The organism is Streptomyces sp. NPDC107546, assembly GCF_055639175.1.
On the sequence record NZ_JBVKBA010000008.1, the window covers coordinates 122,016 to 147,315 of the forward strand.

Genomic DNA, 25,300 nt, shown 5'->3' on the forward strand with positions numbered 1-25,300 from the left:
ACGGATCAGCCCTCCTGCAGGGTGGTCAGGCCGTGCTCGATGAAGACGGGCACCAGCTCGCCGATGCGGTCGAAGCCCCGCCCGACCGTCTGGCCGAGCGTGTAGCGGTAGTGGATGCCCTCGAGGATCACGGCGAGCTTGAACCAGGCGAACGCCGTGTACCAGGAGACGGCGGAGACATCGCGCCCCGAGCGGACCGCGTACCGCTCGATCAGCTCGGCCGGGTCGGGGTGGCCCGGGGCCTCGGCGGTCGTGGAGACGGGGGAGTCGGGCGTGCCGAGCGGCACGCTGTACATCACCAGCAGACCCAGGTCGGTCAGCGGGTCGCCGAGCGTGGACATCTCCCAGTCCAGGATGGCGGTGATCCTGTCGTCGTCACCGAGGAGAACGTTGTCCAGGCGGTAGTCGCCGTGGATCACGGCCGGCGGGGGGGAGGTGGGCAGCGCGCGGCCGAGCGCCGCGTGCAGCTCGTCGATGCCGGGCAGCTCCCGGTTGCGGGAGGCGTCCAACTGCTTGCCCCAGCGCCGCAGTTGGCGGTCCAGGAAGCCCTCCGGGCGGCCGAAGTCCGCAAGACCCACCGCCTCGGGGTCCACCGCGTGCAGCTCGACCAGTGTGTCCACCAGGCCGAGGATCGCGTTCCGGGTGCGCTCCGGGCCGAGCGGCGCCAGCTGTTCGGCGGTGCGGTAAGGGGTGCCGTCGACGAAGTCCATCACGTAGAAGGGGGCGCCGAGGACCGACTCGTCCTCGCACAGCAGCACCGGGCGCGGCACCGGCACCGGCGTCGGGTGCAGCGCGCTGATCACCCGGTGCTCGCGCCTCATGTCGTGCGCGGTGGCCAGGACGTGGCCGAGCGGAGGACGGCGTACGACCCATCGCGCCGTGCCGTCCGATACGGCGTAGGTGAGGTTGGACCGCCCGCCCTCGATCAGCCGCCCGGTCAGGGGGCCGTTCACCAGGCCGGGCCGCTCGGCGTCGAGCAGGCCGCGCAGCCGGCCGAGATCGAGACCCGGCGGGTGGTCTGGGCTCATCGTTGCTCCTCACGTGCGACGTGCGCGGAAAACAGGACCTGCCTCATGATGCCGACCGGTCGGTATGTCGTCCAGTGCGCGGGGCGAACGTGATCGGCGCCACGGTGCCATCGTGCCGTCGGCGGTGGCGGGTGTCACGGCGGCGGACGCGCCGCCGCCGTGGCCGGACGCGGCCCTCACGCGTGGCTGGGCATCATCTCCCCGCCGTTCATGACCGCCATGTCCCGGAAGGCGGGCAGCGGATCGAGAGGCGCCCCCTCGGCCAGGCCGTCCAGCTCGGCGTAGGCGCGGTGCAGGTTGGCCACCAGCCGCTCGCTCTCCCGCCACTCGGCGAACTCCCCGAGATCCGTGGACCGCGCCGCCTCGAGCGGCGTACGGCCCGCCGCATGGTGCTTGTGCGCGACCTCGGCGACGAACCGCAGATAGCGCTCCGTGCGGTCGAACGCCGACGGATCGGTCACCGGCCCGTGCCCGGGCACCACCGTCTCGGCGCCGAGCGCGCGCAGCCGTTCCAGCGCGCGCAGGGAGCCGCTGAGCGAGCCCATCAGGAAGAACGGCGTCCCGCCCTCGAAGACCAGGTCGCCCGTGAAGAGCACGCGCCGGTGCGACAGCCAGACCACCGAGTCGCCGACGGTGTGCCCGACGCCGGGGTGGATCACCTCGGCGTCCACCGCGCCCGCGTGCACCGTCGTGTGGTCCTGGTACGTCAGGTCGGCGCCCTGTATCCGGACGTCCCCATAGTCGATCGTGGGCCAGATCAGCGGCAGGTTGTGCCCGGCGGCGAGCGCTTCCCGGCGGCAGTCGGCGTGCGAGACGATCATCGCGGCCGGCGCGAAGAAGGCGTTGCCGTAGGTGTGGTCGCCGTGGTGGTGGGTGTTGACCACGACCCGCGGCGCGGGGGCGCCCGTCGCCGCGATCGCCGCGCCCAGGGCACGGGTGCGGCGCTCGGTCGCGGTGGTGTCCACCAGCAGGGTGGCCGTCCCGTCGCTCACGAACCCGGCGTTGTTCAGGCACCAGCCGCCGTCCGGCTGGACGTAGGCGTGTACGTCGTCGGCGAGTGCGACCGTGTACGGCTCAGCCGCGGCCATGGAACCCCCTGTTGCGTTGCCAACTGGTGCGGGACAGCCTGCCAGTCGACAACGAGCGCCCCGTATCGGGGGTTCCTCTCACCGTCCTCGGTCAGTGCCTTCAGAACACCAGGGCCGCCGCGCACACCGCGAGCGCGGCCGTGCACAAAGTGGCGGCCGCGGCGTGGCGGGGCGTGAGCCGCGGGGGGTGGCCGGGCTCGGCGGTCGCCAGGGCGTGGATGCGGCGCCCGGCCAGAGAAAGGAACCCGAGCCAGAGCAGGCAGCACAGCGCGACGGCCACGAAGCCGCTCGTCGTCCTGCCGTGCAGTGCCGTCTTCGCGGCCAGGACGGCGGCCACGGTGCAGGACAGGGTGGTACGGCGCCACGCGAGCCGGGTGCGCTCCGGCTGGAGCCCCGGGTCGCGCTGACCGGCCGGGGCGCTCATCCGGCCCAACCGACGACGACGACCACGACCATGGCGATGGCCACCACGGCGATGGCGAGGCTGAGCACCGCCGGGAAGCGGGAGGCGGGAAGGTCCTCGCCGCGCCGCATCGCCCGCTCGCAGCGCACCCAGTGGTTGATGGCCCGGAGCGAGCACAGCACCCCGGAGCCGAGCAGCGCGAGGGCGAGCCCCACGCGCCAGGCCCAGCGCAGGCCGGGCAGGAACTGGTCCACGGCGAAGCCGCCGCCGATCAGCGCCAGCGCGGTGCGCAACCAGGCCAGGAAGGTGCGCTCGTTGGCCAGGGAGAAGCGGTAGTCGGGTGTACGGCCTTCCTCACGGACCTCCTGGGGCGCGAACCACAGCCGGACGTTCCGTACGAATTCGATCACGCTCAGGACCCTACCGGGGGCGCCGTGCCGCGCCGCGCTCAGTCGGTGGAGCGGCGGTACTCCTTGAGTCGCCGGTACGCGGCGAGCCCGTCCGGGACCCACTCCCACTGCGGCAGCAGCCGTTCCACCTCGTCCTCGGGGAGGAAGGCGTGCCAGGCGACCTCCTCCGCCTGGGGGTTCACCGGCAGCTCGCAGGTGACCTGGTAGACCGAGGACCACCAGCTCCGGCCGACACCGTCGTCGTACAGGAACTTGAACAGCGGCTCGGGCCGGGGGAGCCCGCTCACGCCGAGTTCCTCCTCCGCCTCGCGCAGTGCGGCGTCGTCGTAGGTCTCTCCCGCGCCGACGACGCCGCCGACGAACATGTCGTAGCGGGAGGGGAAGACGAGTTTGGTAGGGGTGCGGCGGTGCACGAAGACCCGCCCGTCGCCATCGCGCGCCAGCACGAACACGCACCGGTGCCGCAGCCCCTGTGCGTAGGCCTCGCCGCGTGGCGACTGCCCGACGACCCGGTCGTCCTCGTCCACGATGTCAAGAAGCTCATCAGCGGCACTCATACGGCCATCCAACCAGCCGCTCCCGTCCGCCGCCGTTCGCCGAGGTTTCGCTCTTCGGCCCGCCGCACGGGGCCGACCCTCCGCGCCGGGGCCGGCACCGAGCCCTCACCGGGGCTGCAGATCCTTCTCCTGTTCCACTTCCCCCAACCCCCGAGGCATCGCCGGGTGCAACCCGAGCAGCACGATGCCCAGCACGATCGCCGCGAGGCCGGACGCCTCCCAGGCGAGTGCTCCCGTGTCGGTGCGCAGGCGGTCGCCGAGGAAGCCCACCCCGCAGGCGATCCCGGCCAGCGGCTGCGCCGCGGTCAGGGCCGGCAGGGACATCCGCAGCGGCGCCGTCTCGAACGCGCTCTGCACCAGCACCAGTCCGGTCACCCCTAGCACGAGCACCGCGTACGGCTGCCAGCCCGTGATGAACTCCGCCCACCCGCCCGTCGTCAGACGCTGCCCGCTGACCCGGGTGAGCGCGTCCTGCACGCCGTACAGCAGACCGGCCGCCAGCGCCAGCAGCGACGGTCCGATGATCATCCTGGATTTCTTCGCATAGGTCGTCAGCACCAGTGCCGCGCCGACCATCGCCCCGATGATCACCCAGTGCCGTACCGGATCGGTGACCGCGTCGCCCGCTCTGGGCCGGCCCGCCACGATGAACGCCGTGACACCGCCGGCCAGCAGCACCAGGCCGGTCCAGCCCTGACGGCCCAGCGGCTGCTTGGTCTGCCGGCGGGAGAGGGCGAGCGCGAACAGCAGGTTCGTGGCGACCAGCGGCTCGACCAGCGAGATCTCGCCCTGGGACAGCGCGACCGCGCTGAGGATCATGCCCGCCACCATCAGGCCGATGCCGCCGAGCCAGCGCGGCACCCTCATCAGGTCCAGCAGCAGCCGGGGGGAGAGGAAGTCGCTGAGCGGCGCCTGCTGGGCGGCGTTCTGCTGCAGGACGAACCCGGTGCCCAGACAGAAGGCCGCGCTCACGGCGAGAGTCAGAACCAGTACCGACACGCTGCGTACCTCAATGATTCAGCGGGGTCACGGGATGCGTATCACGCTGACTGTAGCGCTCACGGCTGTGACCTGCCCGTGCTTGACAACTTCTCGGCACGCTCCCGCTCGTACGACACGCCGGGTGTCCCGCACCCCCGCCCGGTACCGGGAAGACCCCAACAGCCCTTCCGGGAGTTCCTTTTCACCCCAGGTGGGCGCCCGCTGCCGCACGGCGGCGCACGTGTCCGTGCGGCGGACGACGTGAGTTTGCCGACAGCGGCGAGTACCCGGAAACATGCGGTTGACGCCGTCACTCTTGTGCCGAAGGATCTGACCCGTCAGTAACAAGGAGACGGACCGGTCGTCACCGTGAGAGGACGGGCGCATGGCCTACGACGCTGATGTCATCGTGATCGGGGCAGGCCTCGCCGGGCTCACCGCGACCGCCGAACTGGTGGACGCCGGCCGGAAGGTCATCCTGCTCGACCAGGAACCCGAGCAGTCGATGGGCGGCCAGGCGTTCTGGTCCTTCGGTGGCCTCTTCCTCGTGGACTCCCCGGAACAGCGCCGCCTCAGGATCCGCGACAGTCACGCGCTCGCCCTCCAGGACTGGACGGGCACGGCCGCCTTCGACCGCCCCGAGGACCACTGGCCGCGCAAGTGGGCCGAGGCGTACGTCGACTTCGCGGCGGGCGAGAAGCGGGCCTGGCTGCACGGGCAGGGCGTGCGCTTCTTCCCGGTGGTCGGCTGGGCCGAACGCGGCGGCTACGACGCCACCGGGCACGGCAACTCCGTCCCCCGCTTCCACATCACCTGGGGGACCGGGCCCGGGGTGATCGCCCCCTTCGTGCGGCGGGTGCGGGCCGGGGTCGCGCGTGGCCTCGTCGAGCTGAGGTTCCGTCACCGCGTCACCGGCCTCGCGCGCAGCGCGGGCACCGTCGACACCGTCACCGGCGAGATCCTGGAGCCCTCGGACGCGCCGCGGGGCAAGGCCAGCAGCCGCACGGTCACCGGCGCGTTCGAGCTGCGGGCCCAGGCGGTGATCATCACCTCGGGCGGTATCGGCGGCAACCACGACCTGGTCCGCGCCAACTGGCCGAAGCGTCTCGGCAACCCGCCGGAGCGCATGGTCTCCGGTGTGCCCGCGCACGTCGACGGCAGGATGCTCGGCATCGCCGAGGAGGCGGGCGCCCGTCTGATCAACCGCGACCGGATGTGGCACTACACCGAGGGCCTGCACAACTGGAACCCCATCTGGGACAACCACGGCATCCGCGTCCTGCCCGGTCCGTCCTCCCTCTGGCTGGACGCCCGCGGCCGGCGCCTGCCCGTCCCGCTCTTCCCCGGCTTCGACACCCTCGGCACGCTCGAGCACATCATGAGGACCGGGTACGACCACACGTGGTTCGTGCTCGACCAGAAGATCATCGGCAAGGAGTTCGCGCTCTCCGGCTCCGAGCAGAACCCCGACCTCACCGGCAAGTCGGTCCGGGACGTGATCGTGCGGGCCCGCGCGGACGTGCCGGGCCCGGTCAAGGCGTTCATGGACCACGGGGTGGACTTCGTCGTCGAGAAGGACCTCGGCGCGCTGGTGCGCGGCATGAACGCGCTCACCAAGGAACCACTCATCGACGAGACCGAGCTGCGCCGCGAGATCGTCGCGCGTGACCGGGAGATCCTCAACCCCTTCACCAAGGACCTCCAGGTGACCGCGATACGCGGGGCCCGCCGCTTCCTCGGCGACCGGCTGATCCGTACGGCGGCACCGCACCGCATCCTGGACCCCAAGGCGGGCCCGCTGATCGCGGTGCGCCTCAACATCCTCACCCGCAAGACGCTGGGCGGCCTGGAGACCGACCTGTCCTCCCGGGTGCTGACCGAGGGCGGCGACCCGCTGCCGGGCGTGTACGCGGCCGGGGAGGCGGCGGGCTTCGGCGGCGGCGGGGTGCACGGCTACCGCTCCCTGGAGGGCACGTTCCTCGGCGGGTGCCTGTTCTCGGGACGCACCGCCGGACGGGCGGCGGCGAAGGCGGTCGGCTGAGCGCACCCGGGGCGGGAGCGGCGGCACCACGACGACCGCCCCGCCCCGCGTCCACGCAACAGTGGCCCGTTAAACGCCCTTGCCGCACAGCGTGGTTGGCACGTGTATGCGATGCGGTAAGCCCTTGACGCACACCGCAGGCGGAGGGTTTGCTGTGCGTGACCGCACTCTGACGAGCCGCGTCCGGTAAGGAATCACCGCGGTGCCACCCCCACCCCCACCCCCACCGGCGTTCGGCCGTGCCCGCAAGCGCGCGGACCGGCTCTTCGACGCCGCGCTCGACGACACCGAACTCATCGCTGCCCGGGCCTCGCTCGCCCGCGGACGATGGGCGACCGTGCGCGCCCTGCTCGCCGCGACCCGGGACGACTGGGACCGCCGCGGCCACCGCGTCACCGTCCTCGCCCAGGAGCCCACGGCGCTCGCCTGGGCGCGCGACTGGCAGCTCGCCGAGCCGGAGTCGCCCTGCGCCGCGGTCCTCGTCGCCCACGCCGTCGTCCACCGCGCACTGAACGGCAAGGAGAGCCCGGACGCGGCCCGCGAGGCCTGCCGGGCCGCCGCCGCGCTCGCCCCCGAGGACCCCACGCCGTGGCTCGGCCTGCTGATCCTGGAGCGGTCGCTCGGCACCGAGGAGGACGTGGTCCGCCTCTTCGACGAGGTGCGCGCCCGCTACCCGGACCACCACCACGCGCACCACCTGGTGGTCGCCCGGCTCGCCGAGCGCCGTGCCGACGCCGGCCAGGACCCGCTGCACGAGGTCTACGATTTCGCCAACTGGGCCGCCGAACAGGCCCCCGCCGACTCGCCGCTCGCCATCCTCCCGGTCGTCGCGCACGCCGAGCGCTACCGCGTGCTGGCCGCCACGGGCAGTGAGCCGCCCGATCCCGTCGCCTCCGGGCACTGGGTGGGGCGGCGTGCCCGCCAGGTGATGAAGGCGGCGTTCGACTGGTGGTTGGAGTGGGAGCGCGACGACCACCCGCGCCGTCATGTCGACCTCAACTTCCTGGCCCACGCCAAGTACTGCGAGGGCCGGGGTGCCGAGGCCGCCGCCCTGTTCCACCGCATCGGGTCGTACGCGACCCCGGCGCCGTGGTCGTACCCCGACCGCGACCCGTACACGGCGTTCCGTACGGCGCGCGACACGGCGTTGGGCACGGTGTGACGACACCGACGGCCCCGAAAGCCCCTGAAGTCCCGACAGTCCCACCCGAAAGGACAACCGCGCGATGACGACCGGTGGTTCGAGCACGAGCAGACCGGCCGCCGCCGACGGCGGCGCCATCCCCACCTTCAAGGGGCAGGAACGCGCCCTGCGGGCCGACCGGCTCGGCACGACGGGCCTGCTGCTGTCCGTGCTGGCGGCGACGGCCCCCCTGATGGTCGTCGCGGGTGTCATGCCCACCACATTCGGGGTGATGGGCATCGTCGGCCAGCCGCTGTTGTTCGTCGTCCTCGGCGTCGTGCTCGCCCTGTTCTCCTTCGGATATGCGGAGATGAGCCGCCACGTCCACAACGCGGGCGCGTTCTACGCGTACATCTCCCGAGGGCTCGGCGGCACGGCGGGGGCGGCCGCGGCGGCGGTGGCGCTCGTCGCCTACAGCGCGCTGCAGTTCGGGATCTACGGCATCTTCGGCTTCGAGGTCTCCGGACTTTTCGCCACATATCTGGACATCCAGGTGGCCTGGTGGATCCCGGCGCTGGCCGCCGTCCTCGTCGTCGGCACGCTCGGCTGGCTGAAGATCGACGTCAACGCGCGCGTGCTCGGGGCGCTGCTGCTGGTCGAGGTCGCGCTCGTCGTCATCTTCGACGTGGCGGCCGTCGCCGATCCCTCCAAGGAGGGGCTGTCCCTGCACGCCTTCAATCCGGACACCCTCACCGGGGCGGGCGTCGGCACCGCGCTGTGCTTCTGCCTCGCCGCCTTCACCGGCTTCGAACAGGCACCCGTCTACGCAGAGGAGACCAGCCGCCCGCACGTCCTGGTACCCCGGGTGATGTTCCTCGCGATCGGTTTCGTCGCCGTCTTCTTCGCGGTCAGCTCGTGGGCGCTGACGGTCGCCGCCGGGCCCTCCCGGATCGTCCCGGCCGCGCAGAAGCAGAGCGCCGGGCTGCTGTTCTGGCTGACCGAGTCCCTCCTCGGGCACACCTTCGCGGACGTGCTGCACGTGCTGTTCGTGACCGGCATGTTCGCGGCGCTCCTCAGCTTCCACAACGTGGTCGCCCGATACGCGTTCGCCATGGGCCGCGAGGGACTGCTGCCGGCCGCCTTCGGACGGACGACCGGCGCGAGCGGGGCCCCCGGCACGGGTTCGCTGCTGCAGAGCGCGGTGTCCGCGGTGATCGTGATCGCGTTCGCGGTGGCCGACGACAAGCCGAACGGCGACCCGACCGCGCCCGTGCTGCACCTGTTCACCTGGTTCGGCAGCGTAGGAGCGCTCGGCGTCACCGTGCTGATGGTGGCCGCCTCCGCCGCCGTGATCGTCTTCTTCGCCCGGCGTGGCTCCGCCCGCGCCCAGGGCTGGCGGCTGGCCACCTCCGCGGTGGCGGGACTCGCCCTGCTGGTGATCGCCGCCTACACGGTCAAGGACTTCGACGTCCTGGTCGGCACGGGCCCGGACTCGGAACTCGGATGGCTGCTCCCCGCGATCATCGGCGTCGCTCTGCTGCTCGGCCTGGCCCAGGGGCTGCTGCTGCGCTCCCGCAAGCCCCAGGCGCACGCCCGCATCGGCCTGGGCAACGAGGCGTTCCAACTGGAGAAGGCGGCGGAGTCGACGGCATGACCGGCGCGCGTCGCTGATCCAGCCCGCTGATCCGGCTTCCTGAGAACCCGGTGAGAAGTGTGACGGAATCCTGACGGGCACACGGTTCCCCTGGCATCGAGGGGGTGCCGGGTGCTCGAATCGTTGTGTGAACCCTGAACGACCGCAAGAGCCGGACGCGCCGGAGCACCCGGCGACCGGTACGCCGATCGGCCGCCGGGTGCTGCTGGGCACCCTGGGACTCGGCGCGCTCGGCGTGATCGCGGCGCCCACCCTCCAGCGCGGCCTGGAGTCCTTTCTCGGCGGTGTCGCCGGCAAGGACCCGACGGGCCTGACCGGACTGCTGCCCAACGGCGGCGGCTTCCGCTACTACTCGGTGACCGCCACCGTCCCGCACCTCGGCGAGACGAGCTACCGGCTCACCGTGAACGGCCTGGTCGACCACCCGAAGACGTACAGCCTGGCCGACCTGCGCGCCCTGCCCCAGACCCGGCTCGTGCACGACGTCCAGTGCGTCACGGGCTGGCGGGTGCCGAAGACGCCGTTCGAAGGCGTACGGCTGTCCGCGCTGCTGGACGCCGCGGGCGTCAAGTCCTCCGCCGGCGCCGTGCGCTTCACCTGCTTCGACGGGGCGTACACCGAGAGCCTCACCCTGGACCAGGCGCGCCGCGACGACGTCCTGGTCGCTCTGAAGATGCAGGACAAGCCGGTGACCCACGACCACGGCGGCCCGGTCCGGCTCTACGTCGCCCCCATGTACTTCTACAAGTCCGCGAAATGGCTCTCCGGCATCACCGTCACCCGGGACGTGCGCCCCGGGTACTGGGAGGAGCGCGGATACGACGTCGACGCCTGGGTCGGCCGGTCGAACGGACGCGACGATGCCCCCACGAGTTGACGCCCCGCAGCCCCCCGTCTCCGCACCGGCCCGGGTACGCCGCTTCACCCGCGCCGAGCACTGGGTCCACCGCGCGACCGCCGTCCTGATGGGCGTGTGCGTGGTGACGGCGGCCTGCCTCTACATCCCCGCGTTCGCGGAACTGGTGGGGCGCCGCGAACTGGTGGTCAGGGTCCACGAGGTGGCGGGCGTGCTGCTGCCGGTCCCGGTCCTGCTCGGCCTCGCCTCCCGGGCCTTTCGCGCCGACCTCGGCCACCTCAACCGCTGGGGGCCGCACGACCGGGTCTGGCTGCGCGCGGCCCTGCGGCGCGACCACCGCCGCGAGTCCCGGCCCGCGGGCAAGTTCAACGCGGGGCAGAAGACGTACGCGGCCTGGATCGCGGGCGCCACACTGGTCATGCTCGGCACGGGACTGCTGATGTGGTTCACGCACCTGACCCCGCTGATGTGGCGCACCTCGGCGACGTTCGTCCACGACTGGCTCGCCCTGACGATCGGCGTGGTCCTGGCCGGCCACATCGGCATGGCCCTCGGCGACCTGGAGTCCCGCCGGGGCCTGCGCACGGGTCTGGTCGCCCGCGACTGGGCGGAGCGGGAACACCCGCTGTGGCGCCCGTAGGAAGAACGGCGAAGGAACGGCCGCGGATCAGGGCGGTGATCGACGACCCGACCGCCGCCCGCGACCTCCTCGACTCACCGGCGGGCCGCCCGGTCAGCCACCCTGGCCGAAGTCCAGCAGCACCTTGCACGAGCGGCTCCGGTCCGCCGCCAGGGCGAACGCCGACTCCGCTTCCCGCACCGGGACCACCTCGCTGATCAGCGCGTCGAACGCCGGGTCGGAGGCGAGCAGGCCGAGCGCGTCGTCGAACTCCGTGTCGAAGCGGAACGCGCCGCGCAGGTCGATCTCCCGGCTCACCAGCAGGTTGCCCGCGAAGGGGCTCCGATCCGGGGACAGCATGCCGAGCTGGACGACGACACCGCCCCGGCGGACCAGTCGCAGACAGGTGTCGAGCCCGGCGGCGACACCCGACGCCTCCACCGCCACCTCCACCTCGGCGGGCCACCCCGCGTCGTCCGGGTCGTCCGCCCGTACCAGGGTGTCGGCGCCTGCCGCCGCGGCGAACGCCAGCGCCCGAGGCAGCAGGTCCGTGACCGTGACCTGTGCCGCGCCGGCCGCCTTCGCGGCCGCCACCACCAGGCAGCCGATAGGGCCCGCACCGGTCACCAGGACGTGCCGGCCGGCCACCTCACCGGCCCGGCGCACCGCGTGCAGCGCCACCGACAACGGCTCGGCGAGCGCCGCCCGGCGCAGCTCCAGACCTGCCGGCAGCGGCCTCAGCTGCTCGGCCGGGACGGCCATCCGCGCGGCGAAGCCGCCCTGCACATGCGGGAAACGGGCCGCGCTGCCGAGGTAGCGGGTGTCCCGGCACACGTTCCGCCGTCCGCCCGCGCACTGCGGACACACCCCGCAAGGAGTGGCCGGGTGCACCGCGACGGCCGTACCGACGGCCGGACCTGACGCGCCGTCACCGTAGTCGATCACCGTCCCGACCACCTCGTGGCCGAGCACCATCGGCTCCCTGAGCCGGAAGTCCCCGACCCCGCCGTGCCGCCAGTAGTGCAGATCCGAGCCGCACACCCCGCCGTAGCGGACGGCGACCAGCGCCTGCCCGGCCCCCGGCTCCGGGACCGGCAGTTCGTCGACCCGCAGGTCGCCCTGGCCGTGGATGACGCAACCCGGCATCGTGGACATCTCGATGGCCCCCTTCACAGCACACTCGTCATGCCGCCGTCGACATACAGCACCTGTCCGCCGACGAAGTCCGCCGCGGGGGAGGCGAGGAACAGCACCCCGCCCACCAGGTCCTCCGTACGCCCCCAGCGCCCAGCCGGAGTGCGCCCGCGCACCCAGGCGCTGAACTCCTCGTCCTGGACGAGCGGCCGGGTCAGCTCCGTCTCGATGTAGCCGGGGCCGAGCCCGTTGACCTGCACACCGTGCGGACCCCAGTCCGCGCACATGCCCTTGGTGAGCATCTTCAGCGCGCCCTTGGTCGCCGCGTACGGCGCGATCCCGGGCCGGACCACCTCGCTCTGCAGCGAGCAGATGTTGATGATCTTGCCGTGGCCGCGCTCGGTCATGTGCCGGGCCGCCTCACGGCCGACCAGGAACGCGCTGGTCAGGTTGGTGTCCAGGATCCGGTGCCAGTCGGTGTCGGTGAACTCCAGCAGAGGCGCGCGCAGTTGCATGCCGGCGTTGTTGACCAGGATGTCGAGCGGGCCCACCCGCTCCTCGACGTCCGCGATCCCGGCGGCGACCGAGGCGCCGTCGGTCACGTCGAACACGGCCGTGTGCACGTCGCCCGGCAGTTCCGCCGCCGCCGTCGTGAGCCGGTCGGCGTCGCGCCCGTTGAGGACCACCGTGCAGCCGGCCTGCGCCAGACCGCGGGCGAGCGCGAGGCCGATGCCCCGGCTGGAGCCGGTCACCAGTGCCGTACGGCCGCCGATGTCGAAGAGGGGGTGAGCCGTCATCGCCGTACCACTCCTAGATGATGAGGGAGAGCAGGAGGACCAGTCCGCCGGCGACCACGGAGATGATGCACTCCATGACCGACCAGGTCTTCAGGTTCTGGCCGACACTGAGCCCGAAGTACTCCTTCACCAGCCAGAACCCGGCGTCGTTCACATGGCTGAAGAAGAGCGAGCCGGCGCCGATGGCCAGCACCAGCAGGGCCGCGTGCGTGGTCGACATGTCGGCCGCCAGCGGCGCGACCAGACCGGCGGCCGAGACGGTCGCCACGGTCGCGGAACCGGTCGCGAGCCGGATCGACACCGCGATCAGCCAGGCCAGCAGCAGGGCGGGGATCGACCAGTCCTTCGATATGTCGAGGACCATCTGGCCCACGCCGCAGTCGATCAGCGTCTGCTTGAAGCCGCCGCCCGCGCCCACGATCAGCAGGATGCCCGCGATGGGGGCGAGGCCCTTCTCGACGAGCTGGGAGATCCGCTCCTTGCCGAAGCCGGCCGGGCGACCCAGCGTGAAGATACCCACGATCACGGCCGCGAGCAGTGCGATCAGCGGCGAGCCGATCACGTCGAAGACGCGCTGCACCATCTTGGCCGGGTCGTCGACGACGATGTCCACCAGCGCCTTCGCCAGCATCAGCACGACCGGCAGCAGCACGGTGGCCAGCGTGGGGCCGAAGCCGGGGCGCCTCTGAAGCTCTTCGGAGGCGCGCGGGGGAATCATGCGGTCGGGGACCGGGGCGTCCACCCAGCGGGCCGCGACCTTCGAGAACAGCGGGCCCGCGATGATCACCGTCGGGACGGCGACCAGCACGCCGAGCGCCAGCGTCACACCGAGGTTCGCCTTGACCGCGTCGATCGCGACCAGCGGACCGGGGTGCGGCGGGACCAGACCGTGCATCACGGACAGGCCCGCGAGCGCCGGGATGCCGATCCGCATCAGCGAGTAGTTGCCGCGCTTGGCGACCATCAGCACGACCGGGATCAGCAGCACGATGCCGACCTCGAAGAACAGCGGGAGCCCGATCACCGCGGCGATCAGCACCATCGCCCACGGCATCGCACGGCCCTTGGCCTTGGCGAGGATCGTGTCGACGATCTGGTCCGCGCCGCCTGAGTCGGCGAGCAGCCTGCCGAGGATCGCGCCGAGCGCGATCAGGACGCCCACACCGGCCACGGTCGAGCCGAGCCCGGTGGTGAAACTGGTGATCGCCTTGTCGAGCGGTGCCCCGGCGAACGCGCCCAGCGCGAGCGAGCCGATGGTCAGGGCCAGGAAGGCGTGGAGCTTGAACTTGGTGATGAGCAGCACGATGACGGCAATGCCCGCCACCGCCGCGATGCCCAGTTGAGCGTGGCCCGCCGACGTGATCGGCTCGACGGGGTCCGCTGCCAGCATCTCGACGCTGAGTCTGGTCACGGGTGTTCCCTAGGAGTGAGGAGAGGAACTCTCGGTTTCGGGTGAGGACGACCCCCGGCGGCCCCTGGGGAGAGGGCCGTCGCCGAGGGCGAGGGAGTTGTTACTGCGAGGACCGCGCGGAGGGCCGCTCGAGGTCGCGCAGGGCGCTCACGGCGCGGGCGGTGATGTCCTCGGGGCTGCCCGAGACGTCCACCGCGACCCCTCGCTCGTCAGGCTCCAGCGGCTGGAGCGTGGCGAACTGGGAGTCCAGCAGCGCCGTGGGCATGAAGTGCCCCTGGCGGTGCGCCATCCGTTCCTCGATCAGCCCCCGGTCGCCCGTCAGATGCACGAAGACGACGCCGGGAGCCGAGGCCCGCAGCCGGTCGCGGTACGCGCGCTTCAGCGCCGAACTGCTGACCACCCCGCCCAGCCCCGCCCGCTCGTGCGCCCAGGCGCCGATGGCGTCCAGCCACGGCCACCGGTCCGCGTCGTCGAGCGGGATCCCGGCCGACATCTTGGCGATGTTGGCCGGCGGGTGGAAGTCGTCGCCCTCGGCGTACGGGACGCCGAGCCGGGCCGCAAGCAGGGGACCGATGGTGGTCTTGCCGGTGCCTGCGACGCCCATGACCACGACGACGTGGGGGGTACGCGGATGCTGCATCGTGCTCTCGCTGTCTTCGTCGACATCTGGTGTCGACGTCACTGAAACCGATTAGGTACGACGAATTCAAGACCCTGTGACATATAAGTCTGACTTTTTCTTCTCGTGACCTTCCTCGTACGCTGAGTGCATGAGCACACCGGGCCGGGGGCTGCACGGCCATGTACTGGACACCCTCGGCCCCGCGATCACCGCGGGCGAGTACCCGCCGGGCAGCGTCCTGCGCACCGACGAACTCGCCCAGCGCTTCGAGGTGTCCCGGTCCGTGATGCGCGAGGCGGTGCGCGTCCTGGAGTCCATGCACCTGGTGGAGTCGCGCCGCCGGGTGGGCGTGACGGTCCTGCCCCCTTGCGAGTGGAACGTCTACGACCCCCAGGTCATCCGGTGGCGGCTGGCCGGCGCCGACCGCCCCCGGCAGCTGCGCTCGCTGACCGTGCTGCGCTCGGCGATCGAACCGGTCGCGGCCGGCCTCGCCGCGCGCCACGCCACCGCCGAGCAGTGCGCCGAACTCACCGAGTGCGCCCTCGGGATGGTGGCCAACTCACGTGGCCACAAACTGGAGGGCTACCTGGTCCACGACATGGCCTTCCACCGGGTGATCCTCGAGGCGTCGGGCAACGAGATGTTCGCGCGCCTCGGCGACGTGGTCGCGGAGGTCCTCTCGGGCCGCACCCACCACGACGTCATGTTCGAGGACCCGGACCCCGCCGCGGTCACCCTGCACGTCCAGGTCGCCGAGGCGGTACGGGAGGGCGACGCGGCCCGCGCCGAGCAGCTCACCCGCGAGATCACCGTGGGCGCGCTGCACGAACTGGACATCCTCGCGCCGTGACGGCGCCGGGAGCCGTCAGGAGCCGTCAGTCTCGGTCGAGGAACTCCCCGTCGACGTACACCCACGCCCCGTCGACCCGCTCGAAGCGGCTGCGCTCGTGCAGCGAGCCACCCCGGTAGGAGGCGCGGAAGGTCACGGTCCCCCCGGAGTGGAACGCTGAACCCTCCGTCGTCCCCAGGATCTCCAGCCCCGTCCACCGCATCCGCGGGTCGAGGTCGAGCCGCGCCGGGCGGGTGCGCGGATGCCATGTGCGCAGCAGATACCCCGCGTCCCGCCGAACGAAGGCGCTGTACCGGGACCGCATGAGCGCCTCGGCGGTCGGCGCGGCGGCCCCCGCGTGGAAGCGGCCGCAGCAGTTCTCGTACGCCTCGGGCAGCCCGCACGGGCAGGAACGCGTGGTCATGACCGCCATTCTGCCCGGCCCGGCGACGCGCCCCGCGGGGACTGTGCGGCACGCGTCCATCGGAGTCACAGTGGAAGAGGGCCGCATCCCTTTCAGTCCTCTTGCCTCGCACCCGCGTGAGGAGGGACGGACGATGACCCGAGCCGCCGACAGCCGGACTGTGTCCGCCAAGGAGTGGACACTGCACCTGTACCTGTCCGAACACGATCCGGCGACCACGGCCCGGGCCGTCCTGGACACCGGCGAGAACGTGCTCGAAAGCCACGCGGAGGCCCACCGCAGCCCGTACGACACGGCGGTGCCCGAGATCGGCGACGAACTCGCCGCCGGACGCGCTCTGATCGCCCTGGGCCGCCGGCTGGTCCGCGCCGCCGTCGGTGACATCACGGCGGCAGGGGCGCCCGAGGAGCCCCCGCCCGCACCGCTCTGGTCCCCCCGGGAGTGAGGAGGCTGCATCGTGGTCTTCACCGATCGTCTCGAAGCCGGACGGCAGTTGGGCGCGCGCCTGAAGCACCTCAGGGGCCGCGACCTCGTGGTGCTGGGGCTGCCCAGAGGAGGGGTGCCGGTCGCCGCCGAGGTCGCCGATGCGCTCGGGGCGCCGCTGGACGTGTGCCTGGTCCGCAAGCTGGGCGTGCCCTTCCAGCCGGAGCTGGGAATGGGGGCGATCGGCGAGGACGGCGTGCGCGTGATCAACGACGCGGTGGTGCGGGAGGCCCGCGTCACACCGGAGGAACTGGCGCAGGTCGAGGAGCGCGAGCGCGAGGTGCTGGAACTCAGGGGCCGGCGCTACCGGGGCGGGCACTCACCGGTCCCCGTCCGGGGGCGGACCGTGGTGGTCGTCGACGACGGGGTGGCCACCGGGTCCACCGCGCGCGCCGCCTGCCGGATCGCCCGGGCCCGGGGAGCGGCACGGATCGTGCTGGCGGTGCCCGTCGCCCCGCAGGACTGGGCCGAGCGGCTCGCCGACGAGGCCGACGAACTGGTCTGCCTGGACACCCCGCAGATCTTCTTCGCGGTCGGCCAGTTCTACGCCGACTTCACCCAGGTCGACGATGCCGAAGTGGCCGCCTGCCTGCAACGGACCGCGGGGCACATGGGCACCGTGGACCGCGAGGTGGAGGCGGCCGCCGGTGCCGTACGCCTCGGCGGGCGGCTGACCGTGCCCGAGGACCCGACCGGAATCGTCGTCTTCGCCCACGGCAGCGGCAGCAGCCGGCACAGCCCGCGCAACCGGTTCGTGGCCGAGGGCCTGAACCGGGCCGGGCTCGGCACGCTGCTGTTCGACCTGCTCACCGAGGAGGAGGAGCGCGACCGGGCCAACGTCTTCGACACCGAGCTGCTGGCCCGGCGGCTCGCCGACACCACCGGCTGGCTGCGCACCCGACCGGAGACGCAGGAACTCGCCGTCGGCTACTTCGGCGCCAGCACCGGCGCCGCCGCCGCGCTGTGGGCGGCCACCGAACCGGGGGCGCACATCGCCGCCGTGGTCTCCCGCGGAGGCAGGCCCGACCTCGCCGGACCGCGCCTGCCCGAGGTGACGACACCCACGCTGCTCGTCGTCGGCGGCGCCGACCCGCTCGTCCTCGACCTCAACCGGCAGGCCCAGGCCCGGCTGCGCTGCGAGAACCACCTCGCGGTCGTCCCCGGCGCCACCCACCTGTTCGAGGAACCGGGCGCCCTTGAGGCGGTCACCGACCTGGCCCGCGACTGGTTCACCGACCACATGGCGCCCGCGCACGTATGACCGGGACCCACGGCACAACCGCGACCCTTCGCGCGGCGCCCGATACCGCCTTAGCGTGGAACAGTGCACACGGGCGCGGTGACCCTGTTCCTGTGCGGGGACGTCATGCTCGGCCGGGGCGTCGACCAGATCCTCCCGCATCCCGGCGATCCGGCGCTGCGGGAGACCTACATCCACGACGCCCGGGCCTACGTCGGCCTGGCCGAGGCCGCCAACGGGCCCATTCCCCAGCCGGTCGACTACTCCTGGCCCTGGGGCGAGGCGCTGGCGGTGCTGCAGGACGCCGCCCCCGACGTGCGGGTGGTCAATCTGGAGACCGCCGTCACCGGCGACGGGGACTTCGCGCCCGGCAAGGGCGTCCACTACCGGATGAGCCCCGCCAACCTGCCCTGCCTGGCCGCCCTGCGCCCGGACGTCTGCGCCCTCGCCAACAACCACGTCCTCGACTTCGGTCGGCGCGGCCTCGAGGAGACCCTGGACTCCCTGGCGGCAGCGGGGCTGCGCACGGCCGGGGCGGGTCGGGACGCGACCGCGGCCGGGCGGCCCGCGATCGTCCCCCTCGACGGAGGCGGACGCGTGCTGGTGTTCTCCTTCGGCATGCCCTCCAGCGGGATCCCGGAGGACTGGGCCGCCACCGAGGACCGGTCCGGCGTCGACTTCGTCGCGGACCCGACCGTCGCCGTGGCCGCCGGGTTCGCCGCCCGTCTGCGGCAGCTCAAGCATTCCGGAGACATCGTCGTCGCCTCGGTCCACTGGGGCCCCAACTGGGGCTATGACGTCTCCCGCGCCGAGATCCGCTTCGCCCACGCGCTCGTCGACGCGGGCGTGGACATCGTCCACGGGCACTCCTCGCACCACCCGCGCCCGCTGGAGACCTACCGGGGCAGGCTCGTCCTGTACGGCTGCGGGGACCTCGTCGACGACTACGAGGGCATCGGCGGCTACGAGCGCTACCGCGACGACCTGCGCCTGCTGTACCTGGTGACGGTCGACCCGGACACCGGCCGGACGACCGGCGCCCGCATCGTCACCCTCCAGGCACGCAGAATGCGGCTGGAGCACGCCTCGGACGAGGACACCTCCTGGCTGCGCACCGCCCTCGACGGATTCAGCCGGGAGTTCGGCACCCGCGTGGACCGCGAACCCGACGGCACGCTCACGCTGCGCGCCCTGCGCTGACCTACCACCGCGTCTCGTCCTCGTCGTCGTCCGGCACGACGTGCACCGCGGCCTCCTCGGCCGTGCGGGCGCCGCTGTCGAAGCCGACGTCGTTGGCGACGGCCTCCGCGTCGGTGTCCTCGTGCGCGCCCTCGTCCGGCGCGACCAGCCGCCCGGCGTCCGGGCCGCCGACCTCGTCGTCCCTCGGCTCGCCCGCACCGCCGGGCAGGTCGCCGATCCCGTCGCCCACCACGGCCGTGTCCTCGGGCACCTCCCGGGCCAGCCTCTCGTCCAGCGACTCGCCGTCGCGCTGCTCGGCCGCGGTGGTGCCCACGTCGTTCACCGCGAGAGGCTTCTCCGGCGGCGAGTAGCCCTCCTCCATGGGCTCCACGACCCGGTGCTCCAGGCTGTCCGGGGACTCCAGCGGGCTCATGTCCTCCACGACGTCCTCGTCCCGCTGGGGCTGGTAGACCTCGTCACCCATGCTGTTCTCAGTCACTTCGGCACCCCCTCACATATCGTGTCCCACGAGTTGCGGCGACCACTGTCGGGTCTCCGGTCGGCCGTACGGCAAACGCGCGCCATCTCACCCCGACCCACCCTTGGCGAGGAACCGGCGCAGCCGCCGCAGCGGCCAGGTGTTGATCACATCGTCCGCGGTGAGCCAGCCGCGCTGCGCGGTACCGACGCCGTAGCGCAGGTGGGCCAGGTGGAGCACGGAGTGCGCGTCGGTGTTCACGGCGAACTTCACGCCGTGCTGCCGGGCCCGCAGGATGTCCTCGTCGCACAGGTCGAGCCGGTCCGGCTGCGCGTTGATCTCCAGCGCGGTGCCGGTGCGGGCGCAGGCCGCGAAGACCTCGTCCCAGTCGGCGTCCACCCCCGGCCGCTTGCCGATCAGGCGCGTGGTGGGATGGCCGATGATGTTGACGTGCGGATTCTCACAGGCCCGCACCAGACGCCGCGTCATCGCCTCGCGGTCCAGGTCGAAGTGGGAGTGCAGCGAGGCCACACACAGGTCGAAGCCGGCCAGGAACGCGCCCGGCCAGTCCACGTCCCCCTCGGCGCTGATGTTGAGCTCGGTGCCGTGCAGCAGCCGCATCCCGTGGTGCGCGCCGTCCAGCGCCCGCAGCTCCTCCCGCTGGGCGAGGATCTTCTCGTCCGTCATGCGCTGCATGTACAGGTTCGGCGCGTGGTCGGTGACCGCGTAGTACGCGTATCCGCGCTCGGCCGCGGCCTCCACCATCGCCTCCAAGGAGGCCAGCCCGTCGGTGAGGTCCGTGTGCGTGTGCAGATCGCCGCGCACGTCCCGCTCCGTCACCACCTCCGGCAACTCCCCGCGCACGGCCGCCTGGACCTCCCCGCGGTCCTCCCGCAGTGTCGGCGGAATCCACGGCAGGCCCAGGCGGGCGTACACCTCCTCCTCGCTGCGGGAGGCGACCGACTCCCCGCTGCCCGTGTCGAACAGGCCGTACTCGGACAGCTTCAGACCCTGGCGTACGGCGATGGTGCGGGTCCGGATGTTGTGCGCCTTGGAGCCGGTGAAGTACTGCAGCCCGGCGCCCCACGAGTCGGGCGGCAGCACCCGCAGGTCCACCTGCACGCCCTTGGTGGTGCGGATCGACGTCTTCTTCTCACCGTGCGCGATCACCTCGGCGGTGGACGGCAGCCCCTCCAGGGCCTCCATGAAGAGGGCCGACCGCTTGGCCGCGACCAGGATGTCGATGTCGCCGATCGTCTCCTTCATCCGCCGCAGCGATCCCGCGTACGTGCAGCGCTTGCAGCCGGTGACCTGGGACAGCTCGGCGACGATCTCCTCGGCGGTGTCCAGCGCCAGATGGATCGGGATACGGCCGCCCGCCTGCTGCATCAGCCGGATCCCGTGCAGGATGTTCTCCTGCGTCTTCTCGCCGAACCCCTTCAGGTCGGCCAGCGCGTCCGCCTCGATGGCGGCGGCCAGCTCGCTCACCGACGAGATGTGCAGGTCCTCGTAGAGCCGCATCGCCTTCTTCGGACCCAGCGTGGGGATCCTGATCAGCTCCCGCACCCCGGCGGGGATCTTCGCCCGGCGCTCCTCGACGACCGCGACCGTGCCGGTGCGCAGATACTCGATCACCTTCTCGGCGATCGACCGGCCCACGTTCGGGATGTCCCGCAGCCCGTCGGCGTCCAGATGGGAGATGTCGGCCGGGTGGCCGCCGATGGCACGCGCGGCCTTCTCGTAGGCGCGCGCCTTGAAGGCGTCGCCTCCCGTGATCGCGACGAGGTCCGCGTACTCCTGCAGGAGCGCCTCGACCTCTTCGTTGGCCCGGGCCACACCTCGAGTCTAGGAACCGCCCGGGAGGTGGGCCACACGCGAAAGGGTGCCGACCGGAACCGGTCGGCACCCTTCGGGTCACGTGTCCGAGGGGGGACTTGAACCCCCACGCCCGATAAAGGGCACTAGCACCTCAAGCTAGCGCGTCTGCCATTCCGCCACCCGGACAAGGTGTCTGTCGTGCGGGCTTCCCCCGCGGCGACGAGGGAAACATTACCAGGCTTTCGGCGGCGTTCGATCACCCCCTTTTCCGCGTGAACGGCCTGTGACGGGCCGTACACCGCCTTGGGCCGCGACGGGGGTCGGAGGGAGGATGAGGAGGACCACCAGCAGGGAGACCGGGAGGAAGCAGCGTGACCGACACCGGCACGGCCAGGAGCGTCACCGGCGAGGACGAGGTCGTCGACCTCTGCCGTGAGCTGATCCAGATCGACACCAGCAACTACGGCGACCACTCGGGTCCCGGCGAACGGAGGGCCGCCGAGTACGTCGCCGAGAAGCTCGCCGAGGTGGGGCTCGAACCGAAGATCTTCGAGTCGCACCCGGGCCGTGCCTCCACGGTGGCCCGTATCGAGGGCGAGGACCCCTCACGGCCCGCGCTGCTCATCCACGGCCACACCGACGTCGTACCGGCCAACGCGGACGACTGGACGCACCACCCGTTCTCCGGCGAGATCGCCGACGGATGCGTGTGGGGGCGCGGCGCGGTCGACATGAAGGACATGGACGCCATGACCCTGGCGGTCGTCCGCGACCGGCTGCGCAGCGGGCGCAGGCCGCCGCGCGACATCGTCCTCGCCTTCCTCGCCGACGAGGAGGCGGGCGGCACCTACGGCGCCCGCTACCTGGTCGACAACCACCGCGACCTCTTCGAGGGCGTCACCGAGGCCATCAGCGAGGTCGGCGGTTTCTCGTTCACGGTGAACGAGCAGCGCCGGCTCTACCTCATCCAGACGGCCGAGAAGGGCATGCACTGGATGAAGCTCACCGTGGCCGGCACCGCGGGCCACGGGTCGATGATCCACCGGGACAACGCGATCACCGAGCTCTCCGAAGCCGTGGCACGCCTCGGCCGGCACAAGTTCCCGGTACGGGTCACCAAGACGACGCGGGCCTTCCTCGACGAACTCGGCGACGCGCTCGGCACCGAACTCGACCCGGAGAACATGGAGGGCACCCTCGCCAAGCTCGGCGGCATCGCCAAGCTCATCGGCGCGACCCTGAGCAACACCGCCAACCCCACCCAGCTGAACGCCGGTTACAAGGTGAACGTCATTCCGGGCGAGGCCACGGCGCACGTCGACGGGCGCTTCCTGCCCGGCTTCGAGGAGGAGTTCCTCGCCGACGTGGACCGGATCCTCGGGCCGAACGTGCGGCGCGAGGACGTGCACGCCGACAAGGCCGTCGAGACCGGCTTCGACGGTGCGCTGGTGGAGGCGATGCAGTCGGCGCTGCTGGCGGAGGACCCGGCCGCGAAGGCGATCCCGTACATGCTCTCCGGCGGCACGGACGCCAAGTCCTTCGACGACCTCGGCATCCGGGGCTTCGGCTTCGCGCCGCTGAAGCTGCCGCCGGAGCTGGACTTCGCGGGCATGTTCCACGGGGTCGACGAGCGGGTGCCGGTGGACGCGCTGCAGTTCGGCGTGCGGGTGCTGGACCGGTTCATCGACGCGTCCTGAGTCGGCGTCGGTCCCGTGCACTATTCGCCAGCGTGTACGGGAACACCCCGGGACGGGTGAATGCGACCATACGCTCGTAGCTCCATTACTCCCTCCTCGTTACACGTGGTGCGGTCCGAGGCTTGGATCGCTTTGCCAACAAGGAGGAATAATGATCAAGAAGGTCGTCGCTGCTGCGGCTGCCACCGGTGGTCTGGTTCTCGCGGGTGCGGGTCTGGCTGTCGCCGACTCGGGCGCCCAGGGTGCCGCCACGCACTCCCCGGGTGTCGTGTCGGGCAATGTGATCCAGGTTCCGGTGCACGTCCCGGTGAACGTCTGCGGCAACACGATCTCGGTGATCGGGCTGCTGAACCCCGCCTTCGGCAACACCTGCATCAACCACTGACGTGGTGCCTCACCCCATGAGGGGCCCGAACCCCATGAGGGTGTGAGTCCGTCGGCCCCGGAGTGCGTGCCATGCGCTCCGGGGCCGACCGGTTCCCCCGCGTCCGCATCCACCGCGCGGGACGCGTTCCGAAGGTCCACGACCAGCTCGAAGACAGGGAAATCAGCAATGCGACAGGTCACCCGCAAGGGCCTGATGACCATGGCGGCGGCGACCGGAGTCCTCGCGGTCACCGGCGGCTACGCGCACGCCGACGCCGGAGCGAACGGCTCCGCCAGCAACTCGCCCGGCGTGCTGTCGGGCAACCTGATCCAGGTTCCGGTGCACATCCCGGTGAACGTCTGCGGCAACACCGTGAACGTCATCGGGCTGCTCAACCCGGCGGCCGGCAACACGTGCGCGAACACCGGCAGCCAGTCCGGCGGCGGGGGCGGCGCCCAGGCCGGCGGGCACACCAGCGACTCGCCCGGCGTCGGCTCCGGCAACACCGCGCAGGTGCCGGTGGACGTTCCGGTGAACGTCTGCGGCAACTCCGTCAACGTGGGCGGGATCGGCAACCCGGCGGGCGGCAACGACTGCGCCAATCCGGGCGGCGGCCACTCCACCACGCCTCCCGGCGGCGGTGGCGGGACGACTCCTCCCGGCGGCGGGGGCAGCACCACGCCCCCCGGCGGCAGTGGCGGGACGACTCCTCCCGGCGGCGGGGGCAGCACCACGCCCCCCGGCGGCGGCACCACCACGCCTCCGGGCACGCCCCGCCACTCCGGCACGCCGCAGCACCCGGGCGGCGGCCAGGACAACTCCGGTCAGTGGAACACCGGCGGTCAGTGGAACTCCCAGCACGCGGCCACCGCACAGCTCGCCCACACCGGCAGCGACCTGCCGCTCGGCCTCCTGGCGCCGGTCGGCGCGGGAGCCCTGCTCGGCGGCGCGCTGCTCTACCGCAGGGCGCGGGCGCACGCGTAACGGCACCGGCACCGCCCGCTCCCCCCGGGGCGGGCGATACGGATCGGGCCCCGTCCGTGCGGGGCCCGATCCGTTTCAGTCACCTTCGCTCACCACGTTGCGCGCACCTGGCGGATGATCCGCCGACGCAACCGCACCTTGCGGCTCCCGTCGCGCAGCAGGCTCAGGCGGTCCAACTCCCAGTGTCCGTACTCGGCATGGTCCGTCAGCAGGCGTGTGGCGTCCTTGCGGGAGACCCCACGAGGTACGTACACGTCGACAAATTCGTATTCCGGCATCGCATCTATTGTGCGGGCTGGGGCCCGGTACGGATAGCGTCTGCACTATGTCTGATGCTGCGCAGCCCACCGCTGCCGAGGTACGCGCCGCCGCCGAGGCGGTCAAGACCGCACTCGACCGCCACCTTGCCGCGGTCGAGCGCAGGACGGGTGAGGACGACCCGGCCGTCTACGAGGCGTTCAACGAGCTGGCCGCGGCGGCCGAGGAGTACGACGAGCTGCTCTACGACCGCTACGACGAGGTCACCCCCTTTGAGATCCCCGGTGCGGAGGAGCCCCTTCCGCCGTACACGGGCCCCGAGGAACCGAGCGCGCTGAGCGTCCTGATCCGCCGGGACTACGCGGTGGCGGAGCCCCAGCGGCTGCTGGCACAGGCGGAGCGCGTGGAGGCCGCGGACGAGGAGCCCACGCCGGCGTCGTCGGCCGGCACCGTCCACGGCGCGCTCGGCGTGCTCTTCGGGGAGTTCGAACCGGACGAGATCGCCTCCCGGCACAAGGAGTTCGGCCTCGAGGAGGGCGACTCCACGCTGTGGGTGGTGGCCGCCGAGGAACCGGCCGAGCCGGGGGAGTGGCTGGAGGCCCCCTTCGAGCAGGTCGATCCCCAGCGGGTGATCTGCCGTTTCGACGTCAGCTCCGTCTTCGACGAGGAGGCGGACGTCGAGGAGCTGCGGGACGAGGAGCTGCGGGACGAGGAGCTACGGGAAGAGGAGCTGGAGGACGACGAGCTCGAGCTGGACGACGACGAGGACCTGGAACCGTTGGATCGTTGATCCTCAGCAGGGGGCTTCCCCGGCGGTGC

Annotated in this window: 27 protein-coding genes and 1 tRNA gene; 13 read left to right on the plus strand and 15 right to left on the minus strand. The window is 72.0% G+C overall.

Features of this window, described 5'->3' with window-relative positions; genetic code table 11:
- Positions 1-5: 5 nt before the first annotated feature.
- From ACZ7L1_RS14275 to ACZ7L1_RS14300, 6 genes are all read right to left on the minus strand, one after another.
- Positions 6-1,028 (minus strand): phosphotransferase family protein, encoded by a 1,023-nt coding sequence (locus ACZ7L1_RS14275; RefSeq protein WP_471437126.1) that lies wholly within the window; start codon positions 1,026-1,028, stop codon positions 6-8.
- A 176-nt stretch (positions 1,029-1,204) separates the two neighbouring features.
- A complete protein-coding gene (locus ACZ7L1_RS14280; protein ID WP_471437127.1) occupies positions 1,205-2,116 on the minus strand; it encodes an MBL fold metallo-hydrolase in 912 nt (303 codons plus the stop codon).
- A 100-nt stretch (positions 2,117-2,216) separates the two neighbouring features.
- Positions 2,217-2,540 carry a DUF202 domain-containing protein gene (locus tag ACZ7L1_RS14285; protein ID WP_471437129.1) on the minus strand — a complete coding sequence of 108 codons (324 nt, stop codon included), beginning with the start codon at positions 2,538-2,540 and terminating at the stop codon, positions 2,217-2,219.
- On the minus strand, positions 2,537-2,929 hold the full coding sequence (locus ACZ7L1_RS14290; RefSeq protein ID WP_471437131.1) for a YidH family protein: 393 nt from the start codon (positions 2,927-2,929) through the stop codon (positions 2,537-2,539). Before ACZ7L1_RS14290 ends, ACZ7L1_RS14285 begins: the two co-directional genes overlap by 4 nt.
- Positions 2,930-2,967: 38 nt before the next feature.
- A complete protein-coding gene (locus ACZ7L1_RS14295) occupies positions 2,968-3,486 on the minus strand; it encodes an NUDIX hydrolase (RefSeq protein ID WP_471437133.1) in 519 nt (172 codons plus the stop codon).
- 105 nt (positions 3,487-3,591) lie between these two features.
- The gene (locus ACZ7L1_RS14300; protein WP_471437134.1) at positions 3,592-4,485 is read right to left on the minus strand and encodes a DMT family transporter; all 894 of its coding nucleotides are present in this window, start codon (positions 4,483-4,485) and stop codon (positions 3,592-3,594) included.
- A 367-nt stretch (positions 4,486-4,852) separates the two neighbouring features.
- Between ACZ7L1_RS14300 and ACZ7L1_RS14305 the strand changes: the two genes are divergently transcribed.
- From ACZ7L1_RS14305 to ACZ7L1_RS14325, 5 genes are all read left to right on the plus strand, one after another.
- Positions 4,853-6,508, plus strand: a complete 1,656-nt coding sequence (locus ACZ7L1_RS14305) for an FAD-binding dehydrogenase (protein WP_471437136.1) — start codon at positions 4,853-4,855, stop codon at positions 6,506-6,508.
- Between the two features lie 202 nt (positions 6,509-6,710).
- Positions 6,711-7,670 (plus strand): hypothetical protein, encoded by a 960-nt coding sequence (locus ACZ7L1_RS14310; protein ID WP_471437138.1) that lies wholly within the window; start codon positions 6,711-6,713, stop codon positions 7,668-7,670.
- Positions 7,671-7,734: 64 nt separating this feature from the next.
- Positions 7,735-9,285, plus strand: a complete 1,551-nt coding sequence (locus ACZ7L1_RS14315; RefSeq protein WP_471437139.1) for an APC family permease — start codon at positions 7,735-7,737, stop codon at positions 9,283-9,285.
- 127 nt (positions 9,286-9,412) lie between these two features.
- Positions 9,413-10,162, plus strand: a complete 750-nt coding sequence (locus tag ACZ7L1_RS14320) for a molybdopterin-dependent oxidoreductase (protein WP_471437141.1) — start codon at positions 9,413-9,415, stop codon at positions 10,160-10,162.
- The gene (locus tag ACZ7L1_RS14325) at positions 10,146-10,781 is read left to right on the plus strand and encodes a cytochrome b/b6 domain-containing protein (protein ID WP_471437143.1); all 636 of its coding nucleotides are present in this window, start codon (positions 10,146-10,148) and stop codon (positions 10,779-10,781) included. The genes ACZ7L1_RS14320 and ACZ7L1_RS14325 overlap by 17 nt, the downstream gene beginning before the upstream one ends.
- Positions 10,782-10,874: 93 nt before the next feature.
- Here the strand turns inward: ACZ7L1_RS14325 and ACZ7L1_RS14330 are convergent, their stop codons facing one another.
- The 4 genes from ACZ7L1_RS14330 to ACZ7L1_RS14345 form a co-directional block, all read right to left on the minus strand.
- Positions 10,875-11,906, minus strand: coding sequence for an L-idonate 5-dehydrogenase (locus tag ACZ7L1_RS14330; RefSeq protein WP_471437399.1), 1,032 nt, complete (start codon positions 11,904-11,906; stop codon positions 10,875-10,877).
- A gap of 23 nt (positions 11,907-11,929) precedes the next feature.
- The gene (locus ACZ7L1_RS14335; RefSeq protein WP_471437145.1) at positions 11,930-12,691 is read right to left on the minus strand and encodes an SDR family oxidoreductase; all 762 of its coding nucleotides are present in this window, start codon (positions 12,689-12,691) and stop codon (positions 11,930-11,932) included.
- 13 nt (positions 12,692-12,704) lie between these two features.
- Positions 12,705-14,102: a GntP family permease gene (locus ACZ7L1_RS14340; RefSeq protein ID WP_471437146.1), complete on the minus strand. Its 1,398-nt coding sequence runs from the start codon at positions 14,100-14,102 to the stop codon at positions 12,705-12,707.
- A 100-nt stretch (positions 14,103-14,202) separates the two neighbouring features.
- Entirely contained in the window at positions 14,203-14,742 is a 540-nt protein-coding gene (locus ACZ7L1_RS14345) for a gluconokinase (protein ID WP_471437148.1), read from the minus strand.
- Positions 14,743-14,872: 130 nt separating this feature from the next.
- On the opposite strand from ACZ7L1_RS14345, the gene ACZ7L1_RS14350 reads away from it, so the two are divergent.
- Positions 14,873-15,574, plus strand: coding sequence for a FadR/GntR family transcriptional regulator (locus ACZ7L1_RS14350; RefSeq protein ID WP_471437150.1), 702 nt, complete (start codon positions 14,873-14,875; stop codon positions 15,572-15,574).
- A gap of 25 nt (positions 15,575-15,599) precedes the next feature.
- Here the strand turns inward: ACZ7L1_RS14350 and ACZ7L1_RS14355 are convergent, their stop codons facing one another.
- Positions 15,600-15,977, minus strand: coding sequence for a YchJ family protein (locus tag ACZ7L1_RS14355; protein ID WP_471437151.1), 378 nt, complete (start codon positions 15,975-15,977; stop codon positions 15,600-15,602).
- A 133-nt stretch (positions 15,978-16,110) separates the two neighbouring features.
- Here ACZ7L1_RS14355 and ACZ7L1_RS14360 point away from each other — a divergent pair, with 133 nt between their 5' ends.
- From ACZ7L1_RS14360 to ACZ7L1_RS14370, 3 genes are all read left to right on the plus strand, one after another.
- Entirely contained in the window at positions 16,111-16,422 is a 312-nt protein-coding gene (locus ACZ7L1_RS14360) for a dsRBD fold-containing protein (RefSeq protein ID WP_471437153.1), read from the plus strand.
- Positions 16,423-16,434: 12 nt separating this feature from the next.
- The gene (locus ACZ7L1_RS14365; protein WP_471437155.1) at positions 16,435-17,721 is read left to right on the plus strand and encodes a phosphoribosyltransferase family protein; all 1,287 of its coding nucleotides are present in this window, start codon (positions 16,435-16,437) and stop codon (positions 17,719-17,721) included.
- Between the two features lie 105 nt (positions 17,722-17,826).
- Positions 17,827-18,900 (plus strand): CapA family protein, encoded by a 1,074-nt coding sequence (locus ACZ7L1_RS14370; protein ID WP_471437401.1) that lies wholly within the window; start codon positions 17,827-17,829, stop codon positions 18,898-18,900.
- 1 nt (position 18,901) lies between these two features.
- On the opposite strand, the gene ACZ7L1_RS14375 is transcribed toward ACZ7L1_RS14370, so the two are convergent.
- The 3 genes from ACZ7L1_RS14375 to ACZ7L1_RS14385 all read right to left on the minus strand — a co-directional run bounded on the left by ACZ7L1_RS14375 (position 18,902) and on the right by ACZ7L1_RS14385 (position 21,361).
- Complete coding sequence (locus ACZ7L1_RS14375) at positions 18,902-19,378, minus strand: DUF5709 domain-containing protein (RefSeq protein ID WP_471437157.1); 477 nt, start codon at positions 19,376-19,378, stop codon at positions 18,902-18,904.
- A gap of 87 nt (positions 19,379-19,465) precedes the next feature.
- Entirely contained in the window at positions 19,466-21,193 is a 1,728-nt protein-coding gene (polX, locus tag ACZ7L1_RS14380) for a DNA polymerase/3'-5' exonuclease PolX (protein ID WP_471437159.1), read from the minus strand.
- An 83-nt stretch (positions 21,194-21,276) separates the two neighbouring features.
- A tRNA-Leu gene (locus ACZ7L1_RS14385) sits at positions 21,277-21,361 on the minus strand.
- Positions 21,362-21,546: 185 nt separating this feature from the next.
- Between ACZ7L1_RS14385 and ACZ7L1_RS14390 the strand changes: the two genes are divergently transcribed.
- The 3 genes from ACZ7L1_RS14390 to ACZ7L1_RS14400 all read left to right on the plus strand — a co-directional run bounded on the left by ACZ7L1_RS14390 (position 21,547) and on the right by ACZ7L1_RS14400 (position 24,223).
- Complete coding sequence (locus tag ACZ7L1_RS14390) at positions 21,547-22,872, plus strand: M20/M25/M40 family metallo-hydrolase (RefSeq protein WP_200421364.1); 1,326 nt, start codon at positions 21,547-21,549, stop codon at positions 22,870-22,872.
- Between the two features lie 151 nt (positions 22,873-23,023).
- Positions 23,024-23,257 (plus strand): chaplin ChpH, encoded by a 234-nt coding sequence (gene chpH, locus ACZ7L1_RS14395; protein ID WP_103839114.1) that lies wholly within the window; start codon positions 23,024-23,026, stop codon positions 23,255-23,257.
- Between the two features lie 168 nt (positions 23,258-23,425).
- Positions 23,426-24,223 (plus strand): chaplin, encoded by a 798-nt coding sequence (locus ACZ7L1_RS14400; protein WP_471437162.1) that lies wholly within the window; start codon positions 23,426-23,428, stop codon positions 24,221-24,223.
- Between the two features lie 89 nt (positions 24,224-24,312).
- On the opposite strand, the gene ACZ7L1_RS14405 is transcribed toward ACZ7L1_RS14400, so the two are convergent.
- Positions 24,313-24,501 carry a DUF5703 family protein gene (locus tag ACZ7L1_RS14405; protein ID WP_030053310.1) on the minus strand — a complete coding sequence of 63 codons (189 nt, stop codon included), beginning with the start codon at positions 24,499-24,501 and terminating at the stop codon, positions 24,313-24,315.
- A 47-nt stretch (positions 24,502-24,548) separates the two neighbouring features.
- Here ACZ7L1_RS14405 and ACZ7L1_RS14410 point away from each other — a divergent pair, with 47 nt between their 5' ends.
- Positions 24,549-25,271 (plus strand): hypothetical protein, encoded by a 723-nt coding sequence (locus tag ACZ7L1_RS14410; protein ID WP_471437164.1) that lies wholly within the window; start codon positions 24,549-24,551, stop codon positions 25,269-25,271.
- Positions 25,272-25,300: the final 29 nt, after the last annotated feature.